This window comes from Streptomyces sp. NPDC002788, assembly GCF_053592115.1.
Window position 1 is genome coordinate 1 of the sequence record NZ_JBSFVB010000035.1, and the last position, 20106, is coordinate 20106.

Sequence of the window (20106 nt, forward strand, 5' to 3'; positions counted from 1 at the left end):
CCGCGCCCGCCCGGGCCGCGGGGCCGGCCCCGCCGGCCGGGGTTGGGACGTGGGGGGCCCTGGTAGCTCCGCTACCAGGGCACTCCGGCGCCTTGCGACGCACGGCACCGGACCACGTGACCTGATCGGACGCTCAGAGGGCAAGGACCCCTGAGAGCCGCCGTGGCCGGCGGCCCGGATCACGCCTCGCGCAGGTCCTTGACCCTGCGGATCTTGCCGAGGGAGCGCTCCAGGGTCTCCGGTTCGACGATCGTCACGTCGGCGGCGACGCCGATGCCGTCCTTGACCGCCTTCGCGATCGCCCCGGCCACGGCTTCCCGCTGGTCGGGGCCGGTCCCCGGGCGACTCTCGACGCGGACCGTCATGTGGTCCAGCCGGCCGCGCCGGGTCAGCTGGATCTGGAAGTGCGGGGCGGCTCCGGGCGTGCGCAGCACGATCTCCTCGATCTGGCTGGGGAAGACGTTCACCCCGCGCAGGATGATCATGTCGTCGCAGCGGCCGGTGATCTTCTGGATGCGGCGGAACGCGGGCCGGGCCGTGCCGGGCAGCAGCCGGGTCAGGTCGCGGGTGCGGTAGCGCACCACCGGCAGGGCCTCCTTGGTCAGGGACGTGAAGACCAGCTCACCCTCCTCGCCCTCGGGCAGCACCTCACCCGTGATCGGGTCGACCACCTCCGGGTAGAAGTGGTCCTCCCACACATGCAGCCCGTCCTTGGTCTCCACGCACTCCTGCGCGACCCCCGGACCGATCACCTCGGACAGGCCGTATATGTCGACGGCGTGGAGGTCCATCCGCTCCTCGATCTCGCGGCGCATCTCCTCCGTCCACGGCTCGGCCCCGAAGATGCCCACCCGCAGGCTGCTGCGGCGCGGGTCGAGACCCTGCCGCTCGAACTCGTCGAGCAGGGTGAGCATGTAGGACGGGGTGACCATGATGATCTCGGGCCGGAAGTCCTCGATGATCTGCACCTGTCGGGCGGTCATGCCGCCGGAGGCCGGGATCACCAGGCAGCCGGCGCGCTCCGCGCCGTAATGTGCGCCGAGTCCGCCGGTGAACAGCCCGTAGCCGTAGGAGATGTGCACCTTGTGGCCCGGGCGGCCGCCGGCGGCCCGGATGGAGCGGGCGACCAGGCCGGCCCACAGGGACAGGTCGTTCCCGGTGTAGCCGACGACCGTGGGGCGGCCGGTGGTGCCGCTGGAGGCGTGGACGCGGCGGACCTGGTCCATGGGGACGGCGAACATGCCGAAGGGGTAGGTGTCCCTGAGGTCGGCCTTGGTGGTGAAGGGGAAGCGGGCCAGGTCCTCCAGGGAGCGGCAGTCCCCGGGCGTGACCCCGGCCGCGTCGAACTTCCTCCGGTACGCCTCCACGTTGTCGTAGGCGTGCCGCAGGCTACGGCGCAGGCGGTCGAGCTGGAGCTCGCGCAGCTGCTCACGTGTCAGGCGCTCGGCGTCGTCCAGCAGCTCGTGGGGGAGGGACTCACCCCGCCGCTGACCGGTCGCCCCCGTGACCCCGGTGGCCTGGGAAGTCGTCGTCTCGCTGGTCATTGCGGCTCCTCCGGCCCCGTGTTCCCGATGCTGCGGCTGCGTCCCCGGAACTCCGGCGTCACCTGGTCGCCCCGCCGGACACTCACGCCGTAGCGGCCGCTGCGGCCGTACCGGGCGCGTTCCTCGGCCCGCGCCACGAGGACGTCGCCCTCGTGCGCCGGGGCCACGAACGTGAGGTCGGCGCCGGCCACGACGGTGACCGGGCCGTGGCTGGTGCGGGCGCAGGCGAAGGCGCTGTCGGCGAGCAGGACGACGTGACCGCCGTGGGCGATCCCGTGCCCGTTCACCATCGACGGGGCCCCGGTCATGCGGAGTGAGGCGGTCACGTCGCCCTGTTCCAGGAGCTCGATCCCGAGCCCGCGGGAGGCCTCGCCGGCGGCGAACATCGCCTCCGCGGCCGGCGTGGCGTCAGCGGTATGGGTCACTTCTCGCACCACCTCGTAGCCCGACCGACCATTCGGTCAACTCTCGGTGTCAGGTAATCCAGCCGCCTGGGCGCCTGTCAAGGCGCAGGGGCTTACCAAGGCGTGCCGGCTTGTCCTACCATGAACCGAACGAATGGTCGGTTGGGAAGTGGGACGGATGGACACGACACACTCCAGCCCCCCGGGGGCGGACGGCGCCGAGCCGGTTCTCCAGCAGCACTTCGACGCGACGATCGCGCGGGACCAGCGGATCGAACCGCGCGACTGGATGCCGGAGGGCTACCGCAAGACACTGATCCGGCAGATCGCGCAGCACGCGCACTCGGAGATCATCGGCATGCAGCCGGAGGGTGAGTGGATCACCCGCGCCCCGTCGCTGCGCCGCAAGGCCATCCTGTTCGCGAAGGTCCAGGACGAGGCCGGGCACGGGCTGTACCTGTACTCGGCGGCGGAGACGTTGGGCGCCGACCGTGCGGACCTGACCGACCGGCTGATCGAGGGCCGCCAGAAGTACTCGTCGATCTTCAACTACCCGACATCGAGCTTCGCGGACATCGGAGTGATCGGCTGGTTCGTGGACGGCGCCGCGATCTGCAACCAGGTGCCGCTGTGCCGCTCGTCGTACGGGCCCTACGCGCGCGCGATGGTGCGGATCTGCAAGGAGGAGTCGTTCCACCAGCGGCAGGGCTACGAGCTGCTGCTGACGATGATGCGCGGCACCCCGGCGCAGCGCGAGATGGTGCAGGACGCGGTGAACCGCTGGTGGTGGCCGTCACTGATGATGTTCGGCCCGCCCGACGAGGCCTCGCCCAACTCCGCGCAGTCCATGGCCTGGAAGATCAAGCGGCACAGCAACGACGAACTGCGCCAGCGCTTCGTCGACATGACCGTCCCGCAGGCCGACAAGCTCGGCGTGACGCTCCCCGACCCGGAGCTGCGCTGGAACGAGGAGCGGGGGCACCACGACTTCGGCACACCCGACTGGGACGAGCTGATGCGGGTCATCAAGGGCGACGGCCCGTGCAACGCCCAGCGGATGACGCGGCGCCGCACGGCCCACGAGGAGGGCGCCTGGGTGCGCGAGGCGGCCACCGCCCACGCGGCCAAGCAGGCGGCCCGCGAGCGGAAGGGAGCGGTGGCATGACCGCCGGCAAGCAGGACTGGCCGCTGTACGAGGTGTTCGTGCGGGGCAAGCGCGGCCTGAACCACGTCCACGTGGGCTCGCTGCACGCCGCCGACGACCGCATGGCGCTCACCCACGCCCGCGACCTGTACACCCGCCGGAACGAGGGCGTCTCGATCTGGGTCGTGCGCTCGGAGCACATCGCCGCCTCCACGCGCGACGAGAAGGACCCCTTCTTCGCTCCCAGCGCCGACAAGGTCTACCGGCACCCGACCTTCTACGACATCCCCGACGACGTCCCGCACATCTGAAGGAGAGGGCATGAGCGACGACCACGTCTACATGACCCTCGCCGAGGGACACGAGGACGACACCCGCTGGGCCTACGGCACCGGCTTCGAGGACCCCCTGCACGGCGTGGACACCGCCGTGCCCGCGGGCGTCGACGCCGGTGAACTGGCCGGCCTCTGCGTCACACTGGCCGACGACGCCCTGGTCTCGGCCCAGCGGCTCGCCGAGTGGACCACCCGCGCCCCCGAGCTGGAGGAGGAGGTGGCGCTGGCCAACATCGGACTCGACCTGCTCGGCCAGGCCCGCCTGCTGTACTCCCGCGCGGGCCAGGTCGACGGCACCGGCCGCGACGAGGACGCCTACGCCTACTTCCGCGACGCCGGCGACTTCCGCAGCGTACGCCTGGCCGAACTCCCCAACGGGGACTTCGCGTTCTCGATCGTCCGGCTGCTGGCGTTCTCCAGTTGGCGCCTCGCGCACTTCGAGCGGCTCACGGCCCACCGCGACCCGGTGCTCGCGGCGATCGCCGCCAAGGGGGTCAAGGAACTGGCGTACCACCGGCAGTACGCGGCCGAGTGGGTCGTGCGCCTCGGTGACGGCACCGAGGAGTCCCACCGCCGGATGCGCAAGGCGCAGGAGCAGGTCGCCCCCTACCTGGGCGAGCTGTTCACCGCGTACGACGCCCGGGACGAGGTCGTCGCCGTCCTGCGCCAGGTCACCGAGGCGGCCGGACTGCCCATGCCCGTCTACCGTCCCCTGCCCGGCTCGGGCCGCGGCGGGGAACACACCGAGCATCTCGCCCCGCTGCTCGCCGAGTTGCAGGGCGTGGCCCGGGCGCATCCGGAGGCGACATGGTGACGACGCTCCTGGACACACGGCGGGCCCGGCGGATCGCCGAGCAGGTGCCCGACCCCGAGCTGCCCATGCTCACCCTGGCCGACCTCGGGGTGCTGCGCGAGGTGTCCCTCGCCCCGGACGGGACGGTGGTCGCCAGCCTGACGCCGACCTACTCGGGGTGCCCCGCCATGGCGGAGATGCGCGCCGGCGTGGCCGCCCGGCTGCGTGACGCCGGATACGAGCGCGTGGAGATCCGCACCGTCCTCGACCCGCCCTGGAGCAGCGACTGGATCACGGCGGACGGCCGCCGCAAGCTCGCCGAGCACGGCATCGCCCCGCCCGGGGCCGCGCCGGTGCGTGCCGCCGGCCCGGTCCCGCTCGTGCTGGCGCCGACCCGGCGCTCGGTGCCCTGCCCCCGCTGCGGCAGCGCGGACACCGAGGAGACCTCCCGCTTCGCCGCCACGTCCTGCAAGGCCCTGTGGCGCTGCCTCGCCTGCCGCGAGCCGTTCGAGTACCTCAAGGAGATCTGATGGAGGACCTGATGGAGCCGGCCCCCGCCCCGGCGGCACGCGCGCGTGCCCGCCGACGTCCGGTCTTCCACCCCCTGCGGGTCGCCGCCGTGCAGCCGCTGTGCGAGGACGCGGCAGCCGTCGGCTTCGACATCCCGGCCGAACTGGCCGAGGAGTTCGCCTTCGCCCCCGGCCAGTCGCTCACCCTGCGGCGCGAGATCGACGGCCGGGACGAACGCCGCTCGTACTCGATCTGCTCACCCGCCGGCACGGCACCGCGCATCGGCGTCCGCGTCGTGCCGGGCGGCCTGTTCTCCTCCTGGCTGGTGCGCGACGTACGTCCCGGCGACACCGTCGAGGTGATGGCACCCACCGGCGCCTTCACGCCCGACCTCACCACGTCCGGTCACCACGTCCTGATCGCGGCCGGCTCCGGCATCACCCCCATGGTCTCCATCGCCGAGTCCGTCCTCGCCGCCGACTCCCGCTCGACGGTCACGCTCCTGTACGGCAACCGCCGCACCGGCACGGTGATGTTCGCCGAGGAACTGGCCGACCTGAAGGACCTCTACCCCACGCGCTTCCAGCTCGCCCACGTCCTCTCCCGCGAGCCCCGCGAGGCCGAGGTGCTCTCCGGCCGCCTCGACGCCGAGCGGCTCTCCGTACTCGTCGACGCGCTGGTCGACGTGGAGTCGGCCGACCACTGGTGGCTGTGCGGCCCGCACGGCATGGTCCGCGCGGCCCAGCAGGTCCTGGCCGGCCTCGGCGTGCCCGCCGACCGCGTCCACCAGGAGCTGTTCTACGCCGACGACGAGCCCGTGCGCGAGGTCCACCACACGGAGACCGGCCCCTCCGGCCCGGTCAGCCAGGTCACCGTCACCCTCGACGGCCGCTCCACCACATCCCCGCTGCCGCGCGAGCGCACCATTCTCGAAGGAGCCCAGCAGACCCGCCCCGACCTGCCCTTCGCCTGCAAGGGCGGCGTCTGCGGCACCTGCCGCGCCCTGGTCACCGACGGCAAGGCGGACATGCGCCGCAACTTCGCCCTGGAGCCGTCCGAGGTCGACGCGGGCTACGTCCTCACGTGCCAGTCGTTCCCGGTGTCGGATGCGCTGACGGTGGACTTCGACACCTGATCCCCCGGGCGGCGCCCCGGTCCGCGGCCCCGGGCCCGGCCCGGCGCCACGACGTGACGGCAGGTCAGCGGGTCAGTCCGTCAGTCGGCGCGCAGGACGCCCAACGCCATGAGTGCCACGTGGAGTTCGGTGCGGCGCTCACCGGACTCGAGGTCGGAGTCGAGAAGGCGTTCGATGGTGCGAAGGCGCTGGTACATGGTCTCCCGCGACAGGCCACCGCGCCGGGCGGCGGTGGTCTTGTTGCCGGCGGCGTCGAGGTAGTGGCCCAGAGTCGTCAGCAGATCGGTGCCGTGCCGGGTGTCGTGGTCGATGAGCCGGCCCAGCCGGCGTTCGGTGTAGTCCTGGATCCGGGTGTCCTCGCGCACGGCGTACAGGAGGCGGCGCAGATCGATGTCCGGCAGCTCGTGGAAGGAGCGGTCCGCGGGGAGGGGCTGGCCCCAAGGGGTGGCCTCTGTGACACGGGCCGCCTCGCGGAAGGAGCGTGCGGTGTCCGCGAGGTCCGCCGCCCGGGAGCCGACGCTGACGATCGCCTCGGGGGACAGGCTCAGCGCGATGCGGCTCAGGCGTTCGGCCACCGGGCGCCAGGGCTGGGCAGGACGCAGGGCCAGAAGGATGCCGAGGCGGCCGGGGGAGAGCTCGCCGACCAGGGCCGGGACCCCCGACGATCTGAGCTCCCGCTGCAGCCGGGTTTCCGGCTCGGCGCCCTCCCCGCCGGGACCCAGGTCCACGAGGATCGCCAGGTAGACAGCGTCCTCCGTGGGCAGGCCCAGCGCGGCGCAGCGGGCCCGGGCCTCCTCGGGGGAGTGGTGGCGCTGCTCCGCCAGCTCCCGCAGGGCGTTGCGGTGGGCCGTGTGCTCCCAGGGCGTGGCGTGGATGAGGCGGGCGACCGTCAGGGCCATCGCCGTTCTCTCCAGCACGGTGATGTGCTCCGGTTCGAAGGCCCGGCCGTCGCCCGGAAGCATGGCCAGGCGGCCCCAGCGTTCGCCCTGGTAGGTGACGGGCGCGGTGAGCCAGCCCTCCGGGCCGCCCACCCCGGTGCGCTCGCCGGGCTCGGCGGCCCTGGAGCGCTGCTCCCAGCCGGCGAGCGCCTCCTGGACCGTGCTCCCCGACGGCTCGCAGATCAGCGCCTGGTGCACCAGGTTCTCCAGCACGACCGTGCGGCCGCTCATCTCCGCCGCCGCACGCACCACGTCCTGCGGTCCCGCCCCGCGCAGCGTCAGGGCCGTGAACGCCTCGTGGATCCGCTGCGTCCGGCGCATCGCGTCGGTCTGGCTGCCGAGGATGAGGGCGTGGACGACCTGGGTGACCTCCAGGAAGTTGACGTCCCGGGCCAGGGTGACCAGGGGCAGCCCGCGGGCACGGCAGGCCTGGACGAGGGCGTCGGGCGGGCGGTGGTAGCGCCGTACCAGCTCGATGACCAGGGCGGACGCTCCCACGTCGGTGAGTTCGTCGACGTACCGGCGGACGCCCGCGGCGTCGTCCGGCAGGGGCATGCCCGTGGTCAGGACCAGCTCGCCGCCCTTGAGGAAGGAGGCCGGGTCCGTCAGCTCGGTGATGTGCACCCAGCGCACCGGCCGGTCCAGCTGCGGCAGCCCCGTGACGACCTGGGGCTGTCCGGCGGCCAGGACGGGCAGGGCCAGGACGTCGGCGACGGTGGGCGCGCGACCGGCCGGGGCGCGGTCCCGGTCGTCCAGGGCCGGCGGGCCGGCCTTCGGGGGGTTGTCGTTCACGGTGTCTCCCTGCTCGCCCGGTCACTCTGACAAGCGGCCCTGACCTGCGCAAGAGCTGTACCCGGGAGGGGCGGGCGGTACCCGGGGGGTGCGCAGGTCGACACAACGTCCGAACAACGCGTTCCCACAGGGACAGGTCACGCGTTGTCGCCTCTCGCGGCGGCTTGGATGCTCGGACACCGGACCCGAGCGAGTCACAGACCTCGACGCACGGCCGGGAGACGAGGGTCGGGATCGACGAGTTCCTGGAGTACCAGTACCTCGCGGTGACCGTGCGATGACGGCGTCATGCCCCTTGGTGCCGGTCGCACCAGGGGGGTTCGTGCTATCGCCCAGCCGCCGCACCCCGGGCGAATGAAGACATGAATCAGTCTTCATGTGTTCCTGTATGGTGAGGGGGCCACGCGCCCCCACCTGAAGGACCCCTGATGACCTCCATCCTCACGCCGCGGCCGGTCGAACGGACGGAGCCCGCACGCACCGGGACCGTGCCCCGGCGGCGTACCCGTCTCCTCGCCCTCCCCGAGGCGCGCTGGGCCGCGGCGGCCACCGCCTTGTTCCTGCTCGCGCTGCCCCTGCAGCTGACCGGGGCCCCCGCCTGGGCCTGGGGCCCGCTGTATGCCCTGTCGTACGTCACCGGCGGCTGGGAGCCGGGCTGGGAAGGGCTCAAGGCGCTGAAGGACCGCACCCTCGACGTCGACCTGTTGATGGTCGTCGCCGCACTGGGCGCGGCCTCCATCGGACAGGTCATGGACGGCGCCCTGCTCATCGTCATCTTCGCCACCTCCGGCGCCCTGGAGGCACTGGCCACGGCCCGCACCGCCGACTCCGTCCGCGGCCTGCTCGACCTGGCCCCCGCCACCGCCACCCGGCTCACCCCGGACGGCGGTGAACAGGTCGTGGCCGTCGAGGAGCTGGGTGTCGGCGACACCGTCCTCGTCCGCCCCGGGGAGCGCGTCGGTGCCGACGGCCGGGTTCTGGACGGGGCGAGCGAGGTGGACCAGGCGACCATCACCGGTGAGCCGCTCCCCGTGGCGAAGGAGCGGGGCGACGAGGTCTTCGCGGGCACGCTCAACGGCACCGGCGCCCTGCGGGTCCGGGTCGAGCGCGACGCGTCCGACTCGGTCATCGCCCGGATCGTCCGCATGGTGCAGGAGGCGTCCGAGACCAAGGCGCCCACGCAGCTGTTCATCGAGAAGGTCGAACAGCGCTACTCGCTCGGCATGGTGGCCGCGACCCTGGCCGTCTTCCTGGTGCCGCTGGCCTTCGGCGAGCAGCTCACCGACGCGCTGCTGCGCGCCATGACGTTCATGATCGTGGCCTCGCCGTGCGCGGTCGTGCTGGCCACCATGCCGCCCCTGCTGTCCGCCATCGCCAACGCCGGACGGCACGGCGTGCTGGTGAAGTCCGCCGTGGTGATGGAGCGGCTCGGGCAGGTGGACGCGGTCGCACTCGACAAGACCGGCACGCTCACCGAGGGCAGCCCCCGCGTCACCGACGTCCGGCCGCTTCCCGGATCCGGCCTGGACGAGGACGAGTTGCTGACCTTGGCGGCAGCCGCCGAGCGGCCCAGTGAGCACCCGCTGGCCCGGGCGGTCGTGGAAGCCGCCCGCGAGCGCGGCCTCGACCTGCCCGACGCGGAGGACTTCACGTCCTCGCCCGGAGTGGGAGTGACCGCCGTCGTCGGCGGCCGTGCGGTCGCGGTGGGCGCTCCGGCCCGGCTGCTGGACGACGCCGTCGCGACCGCGGCGGAACTGGAGGAGTCCGGCCGGACCGCGGTCCTGGTCCTCGTCGACGGCGCCCCCGCCGGGCTGCTCGGGATCGCCGACCGGCTGCGGCCGGACGCCGCCGGCACGGTCGCCTCCCTGGCCGGGCTCACCGGCACCGCCCCGGTGCTCCTCACCGGCGACAACGCCCGGGCCGCCGCGCACGTCGCCGCCGAGGCCGGCATCGACGACGTACGCGCCGGGCTGCTGCCGCAGGACAAGCTGGCCGCCGTCCAGGAGATGGAGCGCGCGGGCCGCAAGGTGCTGGTCGTCGGGGACGGCGTCAACGACGCCCCCGCCCTGGCCGCCGCGCATACCGGGGTCGCCATGGGCCGGGCCGGGTCGGATCTCGCCCTGGAGACCGCCGACGCCGTGATCGTGCGCGACGAACTCGCGGCGGTCCCCACCACGGTCGCCCTGTCCCGCCGCGCCCGCAGGCTCGTCGTGCAGAACCTCGTCATCGCCGGGGTGTTCATCGCGGGCCTCGTCGTCTGGGACCTCGCCGGTGACCTGCCGCTGCCGCTGGGCGTCGCCGGCCACGAGGGCTCCACGGTCCTGGTCGGCCTGAACGGCCTGCGGCTGCTGAGGGAGGCCGCCTGGCAGCGCGCCGCCGCCGAGGGAAGTGACTGACCCGGCCGGTCAGCGCACCGGCGGGGGACCGCTGCTGGCCCGCACCACGAGATCCACCGGGACGAGGGTGTCGACGGGCGGCCGCTCGCCCGGGCCGTCGATGCGGTCCAGGAGGAGCCGCAGGGAGCGCGTGCCGATCTCGGTGAAGTCGGTGCGGACCGTGGTCAGCGGCGGCAGGAGATGCGCCGCCTCGGGGATGTCGTCGTAGCCGACGACACTGACGTCCCCGGGGACGGCGCGCCCCGACTCGTGCAGGGCGTGCAGCAGGCCGAGGGCCATCTGGTCGTTGGAGGCGAAGATCGCTGTCACGTCCGGGCGTCGCGCCAGCCGGCGGCCCAGTTCGTAGCCGGAGTCGGCGCTCCAGTCCCCGACGAGAGGGTCCGGGACGCAGGCACCGGCCCTCTGGAGTGTCGCCCGCCAGCCGGCCAGCCGGTGGTCGGCGGAGGTCCAGCCGGTCGGGCCCCCGATGTGCCAGACCGTGGCGTGGCCCAGGCCGAGGAGATGCTCGGTCGCCTTGCGGGCACCGGTGCGGGAGTCGCCGGTGACCAGGGCCGTGCCGTCGTCGAGAGCGTTCTCCAGCACCACCAGGGGCGTGCCCAGATCGCTGGTCTTGGCCAGTGCCCGGCCCACCCACAGCTGCGGCGCGATCGCGATCACGCCGTCCGCGCCCTCGGCGGACAGCCGGTTCACCGCCTCGACGACGGTGTCATGGTCGGCCGAGTCGAGGGCGATGGAGCTGACGAGGTAACCGGCCTCCTGCGCCGCGGTGTTGATGGCGGTCAGAATGGAGGCGGGCCCGTACCGGGCGGCGTCGAAGGAGATGACCCCGAGCATCCGGGTCCTGCCGCTGGCCAGCGACCGCGCGCTGCGGCTGGGCCGGTAGCCGAGTGTGCGCATGGCGTCCAGGACCACCGCGCGCGTCTCGGGGCGGACGGCCGGATGGTCGTTGAGCACCCGCGAGACGGTCTGCTTGGAGACCCCGGCCATCCGGGCCACGTCGGCCATCACCGGCCGGGCCCCCGCGAAGTTGCGCCTGCTGCGGCCCTTGGGGGCAGGACCGTCGCCGGCGCTCGGTGTCATGGCGGGTGATTCCTCGATGTCGGTACGGCGGCCCTGAACCCGCCCGGCAGGAGGACAGCATAGGCCGGGCGGTGCCCGCGGGGCCCTCAGCCGGTCCGCACCGCCCACGAGCGCGTGACCACCCACTCGGCGCGCCGCACGCCCGCAGTCCGCCACGACCCGCCCACCTGCCCGCGGACGTACACCGGAGCCTTGGCCGCCGGCGGCAGCACCCTCAGCCGCAAGCCCTCCGCCCGCAGCGCCTCGACGGGCGACCGGTCCAGCCCGATGTCCCGGCCCCGCCCCGAGGAGAACTAGTCGGCGGACGGTACGTCCCCCACCCGGGTCCGGGCCACGTCAGCCGTCCGGCGCAGCCGCAGCATCACACCGGGAGCGCCCGGAGCAGGTCCTCCGGTACGTCGACGCGGTGCTCGCCGGCCACCGTGTCGAAGTACGTCTCGGCGGGCCGGCGGTCACCCCGCCCGTCTTCATCTTCAGCAGTTCCTCCTCCCGTCGACCGGCCGGGCCACGGGAGGGGTGGAACTCGCCGGAGACGGGGAACAGGGGGCGGCCGCCGCGGGTGAGGAAGCGGCTGGTGACCTCGATCGGTTCGGGCGCGCCGGGCGCGTCCGTGAGGGGCGGACGGCGGGTCGGCGGGGGAGCGGCGGGCGGGGACGCCCAGGAGATGCGTCACCAGGTGTTCTCCGGGCCGAGGTCGGGGGTGTCGGTGAGCTGGGCGCGGGGGGCGGTGGTGCCGTGCAGCTCCAGCAGGACCAGCTCGTTGGCGCCCGGGCGCAGTACCGGGGCGGGGACGTACAGCGTGCGCTGCGGGCCCCGGTTCCAGTAGCGGCCGAGGTGGAAGCCGTTGATCCAGGCCTGGCCCTTCGTCCAGCCGGGCAGGGCGAGGAAGGCGTCCGCGGGGGTGCCCACCTCGAAGCTGCCCCGGTGGAGGGCCGGTACGGTGATCGCCGCCTCCTCGGCCGGGGCGAACGGGACAGCGCCGAGGTCGTCCAGCGGCAGCGGGTGGCAGTCCCAGCCCATCAGGACGGTGCCGTTGAAGGAGACGCGTCCGAGCAGGCCCTTGGGGGCGCCGATGCGGGGCCCGTAGTTGACGCCGCCCATGTTCTCGACGAGGACCTCCAGCGTCGCCCCGGGGCGCGGCACGCGCACGGGCAGCGTCTCGTCGTGGCGTTCGCTCTCCAGTACGCCGGCCGGGGCGCCGTCGACGAAGACCTGGGCGCGGTCGCCGACACCGCCGGTGAAGTGCAGCAGGCCGTCGCCCCCGGCCGGGAGGGCGGTGCGGTAGAGCGCGTAGCCGGTGCGCTGCCCGATCCCGTCCATGGTCAGCGGGTCGTCGGAGTGCACGGGAGCCGCGAGCGGCAGCAGGGTTGTACGGCTGTCCAACTCGACCGTGGTCGGCGGCAGTTTGGGGCCGGTTGCCGGAAGGGGCTCGTCGGGTACGGAGGCATGGCGGGCGATGACCTCGCGGAAGGCGTGGTATTTCGGGCCCGGGTCGCCGCATTCGGTGAGGGCGGCGTCGTAGTCGTAGGACGTGACGGTGGGCGCGTAGGCGTGCTTGTGGTTGGCGCCGTTGGTGAAGCCGAAGTTGGTGCCGCCGTGGAACATGTAGAGGTTGACGGACGCCCCGGCGGACAGCAGCCGGTCCAGGTCGGCGGCGGCGTCGGCCGCGTCCCGGACGTGGTGCGGACCGCCCCAGTGGTCGAACCAGCCGATCCAGAACTCGGCGCAGAACAACGGTCCTTCGCCTTGGTGCTCGCGCAGCCGCCCGAGGCACTGCTCCACGCGGCTGCCGAAGGTACTGGCGGTCAGGACGCCCGGCAGGCTTCCGGCGGCCAGGTGCTCGGGGTCGGCCTGGTCGCAGGTGAACAGCAACTCCTCGACGCCCCGGGAGCGGAACGCGTCGGCGAGGTGCTTCAGGTACGCGGTGTCGTCGCCGTAGGCCCCGTACTCGTTCTCCACCTGCACGGCGATGACGGGACCGCCCGCCGCCGCCATGTGCGGGCGGAGCGCGGGCAGCAGCAGGTCGAGGTAGCGGTCCACGGCCCCGGTGAAGCGCGGATCGCTGGAGCGCGGCCGGACGTCCGGGTCGGAGGTCAGCCAGTCGGGCAGGCCGCCGCCGTCCCACTCCGCGCAGATGAACGGCCCGGGACGCAGCAGCACATGCAGCCCCTCGTCCTGGGCGAGCCGCAGGAACCGGGGCAGGTCGAGGAGGCCGTCGAGGACCAGCGGGCCCTCGGGGTCCGGCTGGTGGTGGTTCCACGGGAGGTACGTCTCCACTGTGTTGAGGCCCATCAGCCGTGCTTTGCGCAGCCGGTCGGACCACAGATCGGGGTGGACACGGAAGTAGTGCAGGGCGCCGGAGAGGATCCGGAACGGCTCGCCGTGCAGCAGGAATCCGTCGGACGTCGTCGTCAGGGCGGGCATGCGGGAGCTTCCCTTCTGCCAGGGTGAGTTCAGTGGGAGCGGGTGCCGCGGATCAGCCAGAGCGTGGCAACCAGGCACAGGGCCGAGACGCCGCACAGCAGCAGCGGCACGGCACGGATCCCGGACCACTCGATGGCCTTGCCCAGGGCCGGCCCGGCGGCCACACCGCCGACCATGGAGGCCGCGATGACCAGGGCACCGGCCCTCCGGGCCCGCGGGGCGGCCCGGTGCAGCCAGGGCAGACCGGTGGGGAAGATCGGCGCGATGAACAGACCGACACCGGCGTACGCGTACGGCGCCAGCGGCGGGACGGTCGCGGCCAGCAGACACACCGTCATGCCGGCGCAGGACACGGTGATGATGGCCTGGGCGGAGAAGCGCAGCGCGAGCGGGGCGACCAGGAAGCGGCCGACGGTCATCATCAGCCAGTACACGGAGGTGGCCGTGGCCGCGGCGCCCGCGCCGTAGCCGACGGTCTCCAGGTGCGTGGGTTCCCAGCCGCCGACCCCGGCCTCGACGCCGACGTGCAGCACGTAGAGCGCGACGAAGACGGCGAGCACCGAGCCAAGGCTCCGCCCGAGTACCGGCCCGCCGCCGCTCTCGCTCCCGGCCGAAACCGGCGCCTGGTCGCGTACACCCCTCAGGCAGAGCAGCAACGGCAGGTTGGCGAGGGCGAAGGCGAGGAAGACGGCCGGGTAGTGCTCGGAGCCGACCGTGCCGATCACGGCGGGGCCGAGGACGGCGCCGATGCCGAAGTGCGCGTTGAGGATGTTGAGCATCGCGGTCGAACGGTGCCCGAAGCCGACGGCGAACAGCTGGTTGAGGCCGTAGTCGATGCCGCCGAAACCCAACCCGGCGAGGAGCGCCGCCGCCAGGGCGGTGGACCAGTCGGGCGCCAGCGCGAAGCCGGCCGCGCCGACGGCCATCAGCAGGTACGAACCGCCGAGGACGTACCGGTTGCCGACCCGCCCGAAGAGCCGGTCGAACAGCAGCACACCGGTCACTCCGCCGACGAAGTGAGCGCTCAGCCCCAGCCCCGCGGCGGAGGGCGAGAGACCGAACTCCTCACGGAACGCCGGGATCGCGGGTCCGTACAGGGCCTGCAAGGCACCGATGAGCACGAAGCCGACGCAGGAGGCCACGACGGCGGCCCTGCTGAAAACCGGGGCGGGCGGTGAGGGGGAGAGACGGGCAACGCGCTGTTCGATCACACGGACTCCGGAGGACGGCCCACCGGTCGGGGTGGGTGGAGGACAGACGCGTACCTGAGCAGGAAGTGATGTTACCGGTAACACACTGCCCGTCAACAGCCCCCGGCGGTACCCGAACACCCGAGATCCACCAGGGTTGCCCCCGGTCCGATCGGGTACGCGACCAGGAACGCGCCCGGGGCGGATCCTGTCCCGGGTGAGCCGCACAACCGCCGCTACCAGGGAATCTGCCATGGAGACACCCGCGAACGACCCCACGCCCACGCCCGCCCAGCAGGCTCTCGACGTCCTCGCCGAGAACACCGAGGACACGGCGGCTCTGGACGCGCTCGCGAACAGCGACGTGCTCATCCCCGTGCCCGACGACGCGAACGACGCCGACGCCGCCAGTCCTTCGGCGGTGGCGCTGCCCGTGTTGGAACAGCCGGGCGGCGAGCCGGTGGTGCCCGTGTTCACCTCCGAGATGGAGATGGCCGGGTTGCTGCCGTTCGTGTCCCGCTACCGTCTGGTGCCGCTCGGCGCCCTGGCCGCACAGTGGCCGGCCGACGACCTGTCGCTCACCATCGACGGCAGCTCGGAGCACCGCCTGACGCTCACCTCGGAGGGAGTCCGCACCCTGCTGGCACGCCCGTAGGGCTCACCGGCCCTGTCCGGGCCCGGGCGGCTACTCGCCCAGGGTCCGGGCCAGTGCCGCCCGCTGCAGCGGCAGCACCTCGGCGTGCAGCTCACGGCCCTTGGCCGTCAGGGCGACCCACACGCCACGCCGGTCCTCCACGCAGACGGACCGCGTCACCAGCCCGTCCTTCTCCAGGCGGGCGATCAGCCGCGACAGCGCGCTCTGGCTCAGATGGACCCGCCCCACCAGGTTCTGCACCCGGCACTGCTCGCCCTCCTCGGGCGCCGCGGTCGCGAGCATGTCCAGGACCTCGAAGTCGGAGGCGCCGAGACCGTGCGGATGCAGCGCCCGGTCGATCTCGCACATCGTGCGCGCGTGCGCCGACAGGATGCCCCGCCACCGTTCCTCGAGTCGCCCACCGGCTGTTTTCGACGCCATATGGGAACGGTAACACCGGCGCAGGGTTCAATGACCGTGCATGCAGTAGGCGCCCGCCGCCGGGGAGCCGTGCCTCACGTCGAGTTGCCTCACGTCGAGTCCCTCCGCACCAGCTCCGTCGGCAGGATCACCGCCGCCGGGTCCTCGCCCCCGATCTGCGCGAGCAGCACCCGTACCATCTCGGCGCTGATGCGGTCCCACGGCTGCCGGATGGTCGTGAGCTCGGGGCTGGAGGCAAGCGCGGCCGGGGAGTCGTCGAAGCCGCCGACCGCGACGTCCTCCGGCACCCGCCGGCCCGCACGCTGCAGGGCGGTCAGCACGCCCTGCGCCATGAGGTCCGAGGCGACGAACACCGCGTCCATGTCCGGAGCCCGCGCCAGCAGCCGCTCGGCGCCCGCCTCGCCGCTCGCCCGGCCCCAGTCGCCAAAGACGATGAGCCGCTCGTCGATCTCCAGGCCCGCTTCCGTGAGCACCTCCTTGTAGCCGGCGAGGCGATCGACACCGCCCGGGGTGTCCATCGGGCCGTTCACCACGCCGATGCGGCGGCGGCCCAGCGACAGCAGGTGGCGCACCATGTCTCGGGCGCCGTCCCGGTCGTCCGCCGCCACGTAGCTCACCTTCGAGCCGAACCCCAGGGGCTTGCCGCACTGCACGAGGGGCACCCCGGCCTCGTGCAGTTGCTCGGCGACCGGGTCGGCGGAGTGGCTGGAGACGAGCAGCACGCCGTCGACGTGGCCCGCGGTGATGTACCGAGTGATCCGGCGCCGCTCGTCCTGCGTGCCGGCCAGCATCAGCAGCAGGGGGATGTCGTGCGCGGCCAGCGCCTGGGTGCAGCAGCGCAACAGGACGTTGAAGTTGGGGTCCTCGAACAGCTTCTCCTGCGGTTCGGTCAACAGGAAGCCGATCGAGTCGGAGCGGCCCGTGATCAGCGAGCGGGCGTGCCGGTTCACGACGTAACCCGTCTTGCGGATCGCGGCGTTGACCGCTTCCTGCGCCGCCGGGCTGACGTAGTGGCCGCCGTTGAGCACGCGGGAGACGGTGCCCCGGGAGACTCCCGCCACGCGCGCCACGTCGTGAATGGTCGGCGGCTTGCGCCGACCCCCGGTGTTGCTCATGGTCATGACTTTACGGCTCCGGACAGCAGATCGAGGCTCCAGAACCGCTGGATGACCAGGAACAAGGCGATGAGGGGGATGATCGCGAGCAGCGAGCCCGTGATCACCAGGGTGTAGAGCGTGGGCTCGCTGTGGCCCTGGGCGAGCAGCGTGAACAGTCCGAGGGTCATGGGGAACTTCTCGTCGTCGCTCAGCATGATGTACGGCAGCAGGAAGTTGTTCCAGATCGCCACGAACTGGAACAGGAAGATCGTCACCAGTCCGGGCACCATCATCGGCAGCCCGATCCGCGTGAAGATCCGCCACTCCCCGGCCCCGTCCACGCGTCCCGCCTCCACCATGTCGGCGGGCACGGCCGCGGTCGCGTAGATACGGCCCAGGTAGACCCCGTACGGGGAGAGGATCAGTGGCAGCAGCACGGAGGCGTAGGAGTCCGTCAGGCCGGCTTTGGCGAGCAGCAGGTACTGCGGGATGGCGAGGACGACCGGCGGCATCAGCACACCCGCGAGCAGGATGTTGAAGACGGTCTCGCGGCCGCGGAAGCGGTAGACGGCGAGGGCGTAGCCGGAGACGGCGGAGACCGCGGTCGACAGCAGCGCGCCCAGCCCCGCGTAGAGGGCCGAGTTGCCCATCCACTGCCAGTAGACGCCGTCGCGGTAGGCGGTCAGGTCCGCGAGGTTGTCGGCGAAGCCCGTGCCCGGCAGCAGGGTGAAGGTGGAGAACAGCTCCTTGCCCGACTTGGTGGCGGCCATGATCACCCAGGCGACCGGCAGCAGGCAGTACACGGCCCCGAGAAGCAGGACGAGGGTGGGGGCGATGGCGATACGGCGGCGCAGCGGCGGCCTCCGGGTGCCCGGCGAGGCGTCGGCCGCCGGGGCGGGCTTCGGGACGGCAAGAGTACTCATCGGGCTTCCTCCTGCTTGGAGCGGGCGTTCGCGACGCGCAGGAACCCGAAGGACAGGACGAGGGTGGCGACGGCGATGATCACGGCCTGGGCGGCGGCCGAGTGGATGTCGTTGTTGCCGAAGGCGTCCTGGTGCACCTTCATCAGCGGACTCCAGGTGGTGGAGACGGAGTTGGTCAGCGGCTTGAGGGTGGTCGGCTCGGAGAACACCTGCAGCGTGGCGATGATCGAGAAGAAGAAGGTGAGCACCAGGGAGGGCGCCACCATCGGCACCTTGATCCGCAACGCGATCTGCACCTGGGAGCAGCCGTCCAGCTTCGCCGCCTCGTACACCTCGGCAGGGATGGACCGCAGCGCGGTGTAAATGACGATCATGTTGAAGCCGGTGCCGCCCCAGATCGCGATGTTCGACAGCGCGAGGAACAGCGGTCCGCCGTCCAGGAGGTCCGGCTGGGGCAGGCCCGCCTTGTCGAGCAGGAAGTAGAACGGGCTGACGCTCGGCAGATAGAGGAAGCCCCAGAGCAGCGCCGCGATCACCCCCGGGAGGGCGTACGGCAGGAAGATCGCGAGCCGGGTGAACGAGGTGAGCCGCACCCGGTCGGCGTCCAGCATCAGCGCGAAGAGCAGCGCGGAGCCCAGCATGACGGGGACGACGATCGCGCCGTACCCGAGGACGCGCAGAGCGCCGTCGATGAGCTCGGAGTCGGAGAGGGCGGCGGTGTAGTTGGACAGCCCCGTCCACACCTCGCTGCGGGCCCCGGAGCCCAGGCCCAGGCCCTTGACCTCGACCTTGCGGACGCTGAGGTACAGCGCGTAGCCGATGGGGAGGACGAAGAACAGCAGGAACAGGACGACGGCGGGGAGGAGGAAGAGGTACGGGGCACGCCGTACGCCTCCACTGGTGGCGCGGGTGCGGGGCGCACGGCCGGAGCCGTGCGCCACCTTGCCGGTGTTCTCGGTGGTGCCGGACATCACTCGGCGACCTCGAAGCCCTGCTTCTTCATGTCGGCGACGGTGTCGGCCTGCATGGCGATCAGCGCGGACGCGAACGCGTCCTTGCTCTTGGCCTTGGCGGCCTTGCTGAAGGCGTCCTTGTAGGTCGTGTACGCGACGTTGACGTTGGGCCCCCAGGCGGAGGGTGCCGTGGTCTTCGCTATCTCGGCGGCCTTGGCGTAGAAGTCCGGCTGGTTGGAGAAGAACTCCGGCGCCTTGGACAGCGCGTCACTGGTCTGGGCGGCCGTGGCGGCCGGGTAGATGCTGCCGTCCTTCGCCATGGCGGCGATGGCGTCCTGGTCGGTGTTCAGCCAGGTGGCGAACTTGGCCGCGGCCTCCTTGTGCTTCGAGTCGGTGGTGACGCCGGTGGAGGAGCCGCCCCAGCTGCCGGTGGCGTTCTCACCCTTGCTCCACTGCGGCAGCGGGGCCATCGCCCACTTGCCCGCGGTGTCCGGGGCACCGGTGGTCAGCGTGCCGGGGGCCCAGACCGCACTGACCCAGGCGATCTGCTGTCCGGTGTTGAGCGCCTTGTTCCAAGCCGGGGTGTACATGGGCTGGTTGTCGATGGCGCCCTCCTCGACCAGTCCGCCCCAGAAGTCGGCGACCTTCTTGGTGGCCGCGTCGTCGATGGCGACCTTCCACTTCTGGCCCTCGGCGGTCCACCACTTCGCACCAGCCTGCTGGGCGAGGCCCGCGAAGAGACCCGCGTCGTTGGAGGAGAAGGTGGTGAGCGCCTTGGAGGGGTCCTCCTCCTTCAGCTTGCGGGCGGTCTGCGCGAACTCGTCCCAGGTGGTGGGGACGGTCAGGCCGTACTTCTTGAAGAGGTCCTCGCGGTAGAAGAACATCAGCGGCCCCGAGTCCTGGGGAACCGCGTAGGCGCTGTCGGTGCCGAGGGTGACCTGCTGCCAGACGCCGGGGGAGAACTTGTCCTCGGCGTCCTTCACCTCGTCCGCGATGTCGGTGAGGACGTCGTTGCTGACGAGGGTGGGTATCGCCTGGAACTCGGCCTGCACCAGGTCAGGGGTCTTGTCGGCCTTGGCCGCCGTAATGATCTTGGTGACCAGGTCGTCGCCGGAGGCCTGCTTCCTCACTGTGACCTGGATGTCGGGGTTCTCCTTGTTCCAGATCTCGGCGGCCTTGTCCGTACCCGGGGCCCAGGCCCAGTAGGTCAGGGAGACCGGCCCGGAGCCGGCCGAGTCCTTGCCCTCGGAGTCGGAGTTGCAGGCGGCGAGCGTGGTGGCACCGAGGGCAACGGCGATCGAGGTGACCACGAAGCGGCGGCGCATCGTGAACTGCATGGGTGTTCTCCCCTGACGAGGGCCCGAAGGCGTGGA

The 20106-nt window shown here is 72.3% G+C and carries 19 protein-coding genes and 1 pseudogene; 8 read left to right on the forward strand and 12 right to left on the reverse strand.

Translation table 11 applies throughout. The features are described from left to right. Positions 1–179 precede the first annotated feature (179 nt). Positions 180–1544, reverse strand: a complete 1365-nt coding sequence (gene paaK, locus ACWD1U_RS36610) for a phenylacetate--CoA ligase PaaK (protein ID WP_451113681.1) — start codon at positions 1542–1544, stop codon at positions 180–182. After that, positions 1541–1930, reverse strand: a complete 390-nt coding sequence (locus tag ACWD1U_RS36615; RefSeq protein WP_451113705.1) for a hotdog fold thioesterase — start codon at positions 1928–1930, stop codon at positions 1541–1543. The genes paaK and ACWD1U_RS36615 overlap by 4 nt, the downstream gene beginning before the upstream one ends. Positions 1931–2126: 196 nt before the next feature. On the opposite strand from ACWD1U_RS36615, the gene paaA reads away from it, so the two are divergent. The 5 genes from paaA to paaE are packed head-to-tail and all read left to right on the forward strand — an operon-like array spanning position 2127 to position 5865. Continuing rightward, entirely contained in the window at positions 2127–3113 is a 987-nt protein-coding gene (gene paaA / locus ACWD1U_RS36620; RefSeq protein WP_451113682.1) for a 1,2-phenylacetyl-CoA epoxidase subunit PaaA, read from the forward strand. Next, entirely contained in the window at positions 3110–3403 is a 294-nt protein-coding gene (gene paaB, locus ACWD1U_RS36625; protein ID WP_356447577.1) for a 1,2-phenylacetyl-CoA epoxidase subunit PaaB, read from the forward strand. Before paaA ends, paaB begins: the two co-directional genes overlap by 4 nt. A gap of 10 nt (positions 3404–3413) precedes the next feature. Beyond that, entirely contained in the window at positions 3414–4241 is an 828-nt protein-coding gene (paaC, locus tag ACWD1U_RS36630; protein WP_451113683.1) for a 1,2-phenylacetyl-CoA epoxidase subunit PaaC, read from the forward strand. Then, entirely contained in the window at positions 4235–4750 is a 516-nt protein-coding gene (paaD, locus tag ACWD1U_RS36635; protein WP_451113684.1) for a 1,2-phenylacetyl-CoA epoxidase subunit PaaD, read from the forward strand. The genes paaC and paaD overlap by 7 nt, the downstream gene beginning before the upstream one ends. Beyond that, positions 4750–5865 (forward strand): 1,2-phenylacetyl-CoA epoxidase subunit PaaE, encoded by a 1116-nt coding sequence (gene paaE / locus ACWD1U_RS36640; RefSeq protein ID WP_451113685.1) that lies wholly within the window; start codon positions 4750–4752, stop codon positions 5863–5865. The genes paaD and paaE overlap by 1 nt, the downstream gene beginning before the upstream one ends. Before the next feature lie 80 nt (positions 5866–5945). Here the strand turns inward: paaE and ACWD1U_RS36645 are convergent, their stop codons facing one another. Next, positions 5946–7595 carry a PucR family transcriptional regulator gene (locus tag ACWD1U_RS36645; RefSeq protein WP_451113686.1) on the reverse strand — a complete coding sequence of 550 codons (1650 nt, stop codon included), beginning with the start codon at positions 7593–7595 and terminating at the stop codon, positions 5946–5948. A gap of 428 nt (positions 7596–8023) precedes the next feature. On the opposite strand from ACWD1U_RS36645, the gene ACWD1U_RS36650 reads away from it, so the two are divergent. Next, positions 8024–9991: a heavy metal translocating P-type ATPase gene (locus ACWD1U_RS36650; RefSeq protein ID WP_451113687.1), complete on the forward strand. Its 1968-nt coding sequence runs from the start codon at positions 8024–8026 to the stop codon at positions 9989–9991. Between the two features lie 9 nt (positions 9992–10000). Here ACWD1U_RS36650 and ACWD1U_RS36655 read toward each other — a convergent pair whose 3' ends face one another. Next, positions 10001–11071: a LacI family DNA-binding transcriptional regulator gene (locus ACWD1U_RS36655; protein WP_451113688.1), complete on the reverse strand. Its 1071-nt coding sequence runs from the start codon at positions 11069–11071 to the stop codon at positions 10001–10003. A gap of 114 nt (positions 11072–11185) precedes the next feature. Between ACWD1U_RS36655 and ACWD1U_RS36660 the strand changes: the two genes are divergently transcribed. Continuing rightward, positions 11186–11368, forward strand: coding sequence for a hypothetical protein (locus tag ACWD1U_RS36660; protein WP_451113689.1), 183 nt, complete (start codon positions 11186–11188; stop codon positions 11366–11368). A gap of 150 nt (positions 11369–11518) precedes the next feature. Here the strand turns inward: ACWD1U_RS36660 and ACWD1U_RS36665 are convergent. The 3 genes and pseudogenes from ACWD1U_RS36665 to ACWD1U_RS36675 form a co-directional block, all read right to left on the reverse strand. Next, positions 11519–11744: pseudogene (locus ACWD1U_RS36665) on the reverse strand (hypothetical protein); the annotation flags it as partial. Further along, the gene (locus ACWD1U_RS36670; protein WP_451113690.1) at positions 11741–13495 is read right to left on the reverse strand and encodes a glycoside hydrolase family 35 protein; all 1755 of its coding nucleotides are present in this window, start codon (positions 13493–13495) and stop codon (positions 11741–11743) included. The pseudogene ACWD1U_RS36665 and the gene ACWD1U_RS36670, both read right to left, overlap by 4 nt. Positions 13496–13524: 29 nt before the next feature. Next, positions 13525–14706 carry an MFS transporter gene (locus ACWD1U_RS36675; RefSeq protein WP_451113691.1) on the reverse strand — a complete coding sequence of 394 codons (1182 nt, stop codon included), beginning with the start codon at positions 14704–14706 and terminating at the stop codon, positions 13525–13527. Positions 14707–14938: 232 nt separating this feature from the next. Between ACWD1U_RS36675 and ACWD1U_RS36680 the strand changes: the two genes are divergently transcribed. Beyond that, complete coding sequence (locus ACWD1U_RS36680; RefSeq protein WP_451113692.1) at positions 14939–15340, forward strand: SseB family protein; 402 nt, start codon at positions 14939–14941, stop codon at positions 15338–15340. Positions 15341–15370: 30 nt separating this feature from the next. Here ACWD1U_RS36680 and ACWD1U_RS36685 read toward each other — a convergent pair whose 3' ends face one another. From ACWD1U_RS36685 to ACWD1U_RS36705, 5 genes are all read right to left on the reverse strand, one after another. Further along, positions 15371–15760: a MarR family winged helix-turn-helix transcriptional regulator gene (locus tag ACWD1U_RS36685; RefSeq protein ID WP_451113693.1), complete on the reverse strand. Its 390-nt coding sequence runs from the start codon at positions 15758–15760 to the stop codon at positions 15371–15373. An 89-nt stretch (positions 15761–15849) separates the two neighbouring features. After that, the gene (locus ACWD1U_RS36690; protein ID WP_451113694.1) at positions 15850–16881 is read right to left on the reverse strand and encodes a LacI family DNA-binding transcriptional regulator; all 1032 of its coding nucleotides are present in this window, start codon (positions 16879–16881) and stop codon (positions 15850–15852) included. Beyond that, on the reverse strand, positions 16878–17780 hold the full coding sequence (locus tag ACWD1U_RS36695; RefSeq protein ID WP_451113695.1) for a carbohydrate ABC transporter permease: 903 nt from the start codon (positions 17778–17780) through the stop codon (positions 16878–16880). The genes ACWD1U_RS36690 and ACWD1U_RS36695 overlap by 4 nt, the downstream gene beginning before the upstream one ends. Then, positions 17777–18751: a carbohydrate ABC transporter permease gene (locus tag ACWD1U_RS36700; protein WP_451113696.1), complete on the reverse strand. Its 975-nt coding sequence runs from the start codon at positions 18749–18751 to the stop codon at positions 17777–17779. The genes ACWD1U_RS36695 and ACWD1U_RS36700 overlap by 4 nt, the downstream gene beginning before the upstream one ends. Continuing rightward, positions 18751–20070 carry an ABC transporter substrate-binding protein gene (locus tag ACWD1U_RS36705; protein WP_451113697.1) on the reverse strand — a complete coding sequence of 440 codons (1320 nt, stop codon included), beginning with the start codon at positions 20068–20070 and terminating at the stop codon, positions 18751–18753. Before ACWD1U_RS36705 ends, ACWD1U_RS36700 begins: the two co-directional genes overlap by 1 nt. Between the last annotated feature and the right edge of the window lie 36 nt (positions 20071–20106).

What these genes read in the sequence shown, in the direction of transcription:
- paaK (WP_451113681.1), bottom strand. Translation starts at nt 1,544, where the DNA reads ATGACCAGCGAGACGACGACTTCCCAGGCCACCGGGGTCACGGGGGCG.
- ACWD1U_RS36615 (WP_451113705.1), bottom strand. Translation starts at nt 1,930, where the DNA reads ATGTTCGCCGCCGGCGAGGCCTCCCGCGGGCTCGGGATCGAGCTCCTG.
- paaA (WP_451113682.1), top strand. Translation starts at nt 2,127, where the DNA reads ATGGACACGACACACTCCAGCCCCCCGGGGGCGGACGGCGCCGAGCCG.
- paaB (WP_356447577.1), top strand. Translation starts at nt 3,110, where the DNA reads ATGACCGCCGGCAAGCAGGACTGGCCGCTGTACGAGGTGTTCGTGCGG.
- paaC (WP_451113683.1), top strand. Translation starts at nt 3,414, where the DNA reads ATGAGCGACGACCACGTCTACATGACCCTCGCCGAGGGACACGAGGAC.
- paaD (WP_451113684.1), top strand. Translation starts at nt 4,235, where the DNA reads ATGGTGACGACGCTCCTGGACACACGGCGGGCCCGGCGGATCGCCGAG.
- paaE (WP_451113685.1), top strand. Translation starts at nt 4,750, where the DNA reads ATGGAGGACCTGATGGAGCCGGCCCCCGCCCCGGCGGCACGCGCGCGT.
- ACWD1U_RS36650 (WP_451113687.1), top strand. Translation starts at nt 8,024, where the DNA reads ATGACCTCCATCCTCACGCCGCGGCCGGTCGAACGGACGGAGCCCGCA.
- ACWD1U_RS36655 (WP_451113688.1), bottom strand. Translation starts at nt 11,071, where the DNA reads ATGACACCGAGCGCCGGCGACGGTCCTGCCCCCAAGGGCCGCAGCAGG.
- ACWD1U_RS36670 (WP_451113690.1), bottom strand. Translation starts at nt 13,495, where the DNA reads ATGCCCGCCCTGACGACGACGTCCGACGGATTCCTGCTGCACGGCGAG.
- ACWD1U_RS36680 (WP_451113692.1), top strand. Translation starts at nt 14,939, where the DNA reads ATGGAGACACCCGCGAACGACCCCACGCCCACGCCCGCCCAGCAGGCT.
- ACWD1U_RS36685 (WP_451113693.1), bottom strand. Translation starts at nt 15,760, where the DNA reads ATGGCGTCGAAAACAGCCGGTGGGCGACTCGAGGAACGGTGGCGGGGC.
- ACWD1U_RS36690 (WP_451113694.1), bottom strand. Translation starts at nt 16,881, where the DNA reads ATGACCATGAGCAACACCGGGGGTCGGCGCAAGCCGCCGACCATTCAC.
- ACWD1U_RS36695 (WP_451113695.1), bottom strand. Translation starts at nt 17,780, where the DNA reads ATGAGTACTCTTGCCGTCCCGAAGCCCGCCCCGGCGGCCGACGCCTCG.
- ACWD1U_RS36700 (WP_451113696.1), bottom strand. Translation starts at nt 18,751, where the DNA reads ATGTCCGGCACCACCGAGAACACCGGCAAGGTGGCGCACGGCTCCGGC.
- ACWD1U_RS36705 (WP_451113697.1), bottom strand. Translation starts at nt 20,070, where the DNA reads ATGCAGTTCACGATGCGCCGCCGCTTCGTGGTCACCTCGATCGCCGTT.